Raw genomic sequence first — 3,310 nt, forward strand, 5'->3', positions numbered from 1 at the left:
TGCGCCAAGGAAGGACAGATCGTCAGGTGGCTGGGTATCAACATCGATATTGATGATCGAAAGCAGCAGGAGCATTTACAACATAGCACCGATCTTTCGGTTAAAAATTAAAAAGACCCAGTTGCGGTCATTCGCGTCCACTCTCCGGCTTCTCACCGTCAGACACTCATTCATCTCGGCGCTGACCGTTTTTTTTGCGACCGATGACCCGTCATCAACGTCGTAATCTCAGAAAAATCGGACTGGCAGCTTTCAGTGACGACAGAGCCAGTAGCACCCTGAAACTGCGACAGGGTTGGTTATCGTGATTGGGTGGTAGCGGGGACTTACTCGCCCCATCCACGCACGTCTTGGCCGCCGAAGATCATCCTCCGGATGGCGGGCGATGCCAGCGCGGCGCTGAAGCTCGGGGCGGGGACGCTCACCTCATTCAGGCGCTCCATTTTGCGATCGTCCAGCGTGAGCGACGCAGCAGCCAGATTGCTCTTCAGTTGCTCGACCGAGCGGGCACCGATCAGCGTCGATGACACCCCCGACTTCGCCATCGTCCATGCGAGCGCAACTTGTGCGGGGCTGCAGTCCATCTCGGAGGCGATCGCCTTCACCACGTCGAGCACGTCCCAGTTGCGATCGACGAACTTGCTGTCGCCGAAGGGGTTGGCGCCGCTCAGTCGACCGGTCTCGGCAGTGTCGTCGCGCCGATATTTGCCTGACAGGAAACCGCCCGCGAGCGGACTCCATGGCTGTACGCCCATGCCGGCGTCGCGCGCGGCGGGAATGTGCTCGGCCTCCACATCGCGCGCCACCAGCGAATATTCGACCTGCATCGCGACTGGGCCGGGGACGCCGCGCTCCGATGCGACTGTCGCCGCCTTAGTAGCCAGCCATGCTGGCATGTCGGAGAAGGCGTAGTAGCGAATCTTGCCGGAGCGAACGAGCGCGCCGAGCGTCTCGACCAACTCCTCGGCGGGCGTCACCCCGTCCCAAATGTGCATCCAGTAGAGATCGACATAGTCGGTACCGAGCCGCTGGAGGGAGGCGTCGAGCGCGCGGTGGATGTTCTTGGCTCCCGCCCCGCCCGCATTGGGGTTGCCGCCGCCGGACTGCGAAGCGGTCAGCGGGCTGGCAGATCCATTGAAACCGAACTTGGTTGCCAGCACCACCTCGTCGCGTGAACCTGTCTCTTTTATGAAGCGACCAACTAGATCCTCGCTGCCACCGCCAGAATAAATGTCGGCGGTGTCGATGAAGTTGCCGCCCGCCTCGCGATAGGCGTCGAAGATTTTGCGCGCGCTGGCATCGTCAGCGTTCCACTGGCCAAGGCCAAAGGTCATAGTGCCCAACGCAAGCGGGCTGACGACGAGGCCCGAACGGCCAAGAGTGCGATAGTGACTAAGGCTCATGGACTGTCTCCTTGCTTCATCCGGAAAATAAGGAGCGCGCGCGACCACGATTAGTCATTGTTAGGTGCAAGGGCCTGTGAGCATGATGCATCAATGCGGCGCGGCGAGCTTGACGATTTGGCGACATTCGCGACCGTGGCGCGGTTGCGCAGCTTCACGCGCGCAGCTGCAGAAATCGGCCTGTCTCCGTCGGCCCTGAGTCATGCAATGAAGGCACTGGAGCTGCGGCTTGGCGTTCGCCTCCTAGCCAGGACCACGCGCTCGGTCGCGCCGACTTTGGCGGGCGAGCAACTGCTGCGGTCGCTTGGGCCAGCTCTGAGCGAAGTTGCGCGCGGCCTGTCGCGCTTGGCTGACTGGCGGGACACGCCGACGGGAGCGGTGCGGCTGACGACGTTCGGTTGGGCCGCGCGCACGATTCTAGCGCCGCGCCTGCCTGCATTCCTGATCGATCATCCTGACATCTCAGTCGAGGTGATTGTCGATGACCGATTGATCGACCTTGTCGCTGGCGGGTTTGACGCAGGAATCCGGCTCGCGGGCGCGATCGACAGCGACATGGTGACGGTGCCGGTGGGCCCCGACCTGCGCACGGTCGTGGTCGGCACACCGGGCTACTTCTCCCGCCGCAAACTCCCGATAAGTCCGGCCGATCTCGAAGACCACATCTGTGTAAATTACCGACAGCTGGGCGGCGGCGGCTTGCTGCCTTGGGAGTTCGAGGAGGGCGGACGCGACATCAGGATGCGCGTTGCGGGGCAACTGATCGTCAACGACGAAGTGTTGTCATCGGCAGCGGTGCGGGCGGGTGCAGGCCTCGGCTACATGATGGAGCACGACGTGGCCGCCGAAATCGCGGACGGGCGTCTGATCCAGGTTCTCGGTGCTTGGTGCTCGCCCTATCCCGGGTGCAGGCTCTATTATCCGGACCGGCGGGTCAGTCCTGCGATGCGCGCGCTGATCGATGCAATCCGCTGGCAATCCAGTTGAGCGTTAGAGGAATGGGTTTACGCACGAGCTCCATGAGAACACCTGACCCAGAAGCAGACGTCCCCGCCCCCTTCCCAGCTTCCCAACTTCGGCCGCTTGTTCATCTCCGCGTTACGACCACTTTTGGCGCCTGACCCTGCGATCTCGAATGCTCCGACTGGGGGATAGTTTAAGAAGCAGGCTGTCAAAGTCCGAGTTTTGTGCCCGATGAGTTGCGGACGGCTTTTGCAGGAGGCTCAGGCACGGGATGAGCGGCGACGCTACGTCGAACCGTAGGTGCCAATCCGGATTCCTCATTCCACAGAACCAGGATTGTAGCGATCGGTGCGGCGGTGAGGATCAACAGAAAAGGCCCATCAGCCATTCGTTGGTCTCTAGCGGCTGCGAGAAGCTACCGCCGGGCTGCATCGCCGGGCTAGGTCGCATCGGGCGCGTACCGGCTTTCCTGGGGTGAAACGGGCGGGCCGCGGTCGCTCGGTGGGCAGACGGCCTGATCTGCGACCGATCATAGGCGGCGCGTGCTTCCTTCTTTCCCAGAACGGAATACGCCTCGTTGATCTCTTTAGCACGCGCAGAAACATCCGCACCATGATTGGCATCGGGGTGATATTGACGGAGCAGCGCTTTCCACGCGGCGTGGATGGTTTCGCGACTTGCCGTCGAGGGCACCCCTAGAACAGAATAATAGTCGGGTGAGAGCGCCATCTAGCCGTTATCTGCGGCTAAATCGCGAAAAAGGAAAGTCAGCATGGGGCGTGATCTTAACCTAGCCTTCTCGGTGATCCAAAGGGTGGCTTTAGGCGTCTACAATCAGATGGCTATCATTCCCATCCGCCACTTCGTGCTTTCGACGACACTACGCCGCCCCTAGGCGTTGACCCAATCCCGGACATTCGCGGCCCCTTTACCGCCCCCCCCCC

The 3,310-nt window shown here is 61.5% G+C and carries 3 protein-coding genes; 1 reads left to right on the forward strand and 2 read right to left on the reverse strand.

The window, feature by feature from the left end; genetic code table 11:
- Positions 1–326 precede the first annotated feature (326 nt).
- A complete protein-coding gene (locus ASE89_RS11940) occupies positions 327–1,403 on the reverse strand; it encodes an aldo/keto reductase (RefSeq protein WP_056677972.1) in 1,077 nt (358 codons plus the stop codon).
- A gap of 93 nt (positions 1,404–1,496) precedes the next feature.
- Here ASE89_RS11940 and ASE89_RS11945 point away from each other — a divergent pair, with 93 nt between their 5' ends.
- Positions 1,497–2,390 (forward strand): LysR family transcriptional regulator, encoded by an 894-nt coding sequence (locus ASE89_RS11945; RefSeq protein WP_056677980.1) that lies wholly within the window; start codon positions 1,497–1,499, stop codon positions 2,388–2,390.
- Between the two features lie 339 nt (positions 2,391–2,729).
- On the opposite strand, the gene ASE89_RS19820 is transcribed toward ASE89_RS11945, so the two are convergent.
- Positions 2,730–3,095 carry a J domain-containing protein gene (locus tag ASE89_RS19820; protein WP_082451452.1) on the reverse strand — a complete coding sequence of 122 codons (366 nt, stop codon included), beginning with the start codon at positions 3,093–3,095 and terminating at the stop codon, positions 2,730–2,732.
- Positions 3,096–3,310 lie beyond the last annotated feature (215 nt).

Origin of the sequence: Sphingomonas sp. Leaf30 (assembly GCF_001422525.1) — a bacterium.
GTDB classification, from domain to species: Bacteria; Pseudomonadota; Alphaproteobacteria; order Sphingomonadales; family Sphingomonadaceae; genus Sphingomonas; species Sphingomonas aerolata.

Bases quoted from the DNA above. Each gene is read 5' to 3' on its own strand.
- ASE89_RS11940 (WP_056677972.1), bottom strand. From the start codon at position 1,403: ATGAGCCTTAGTCACTATCGCACTCTTGGCCGTTCGGGCCTCGTCGTC.
- ASE89_RS11945 (WP_056677980.1), top strand. From the start codon at position 1,497: ATGCGGCGCGGCGAGCTTGACGATTTGGCGACATTCGCGACCGTGGCG.
- ASE89_RS19820 (WP_082451452.1), bottom strand. From the start codon at position 3,095: ATGGCGCTCTCACCCGACTATTATTCTGTTCTAGGGGTGCCCTCGACG.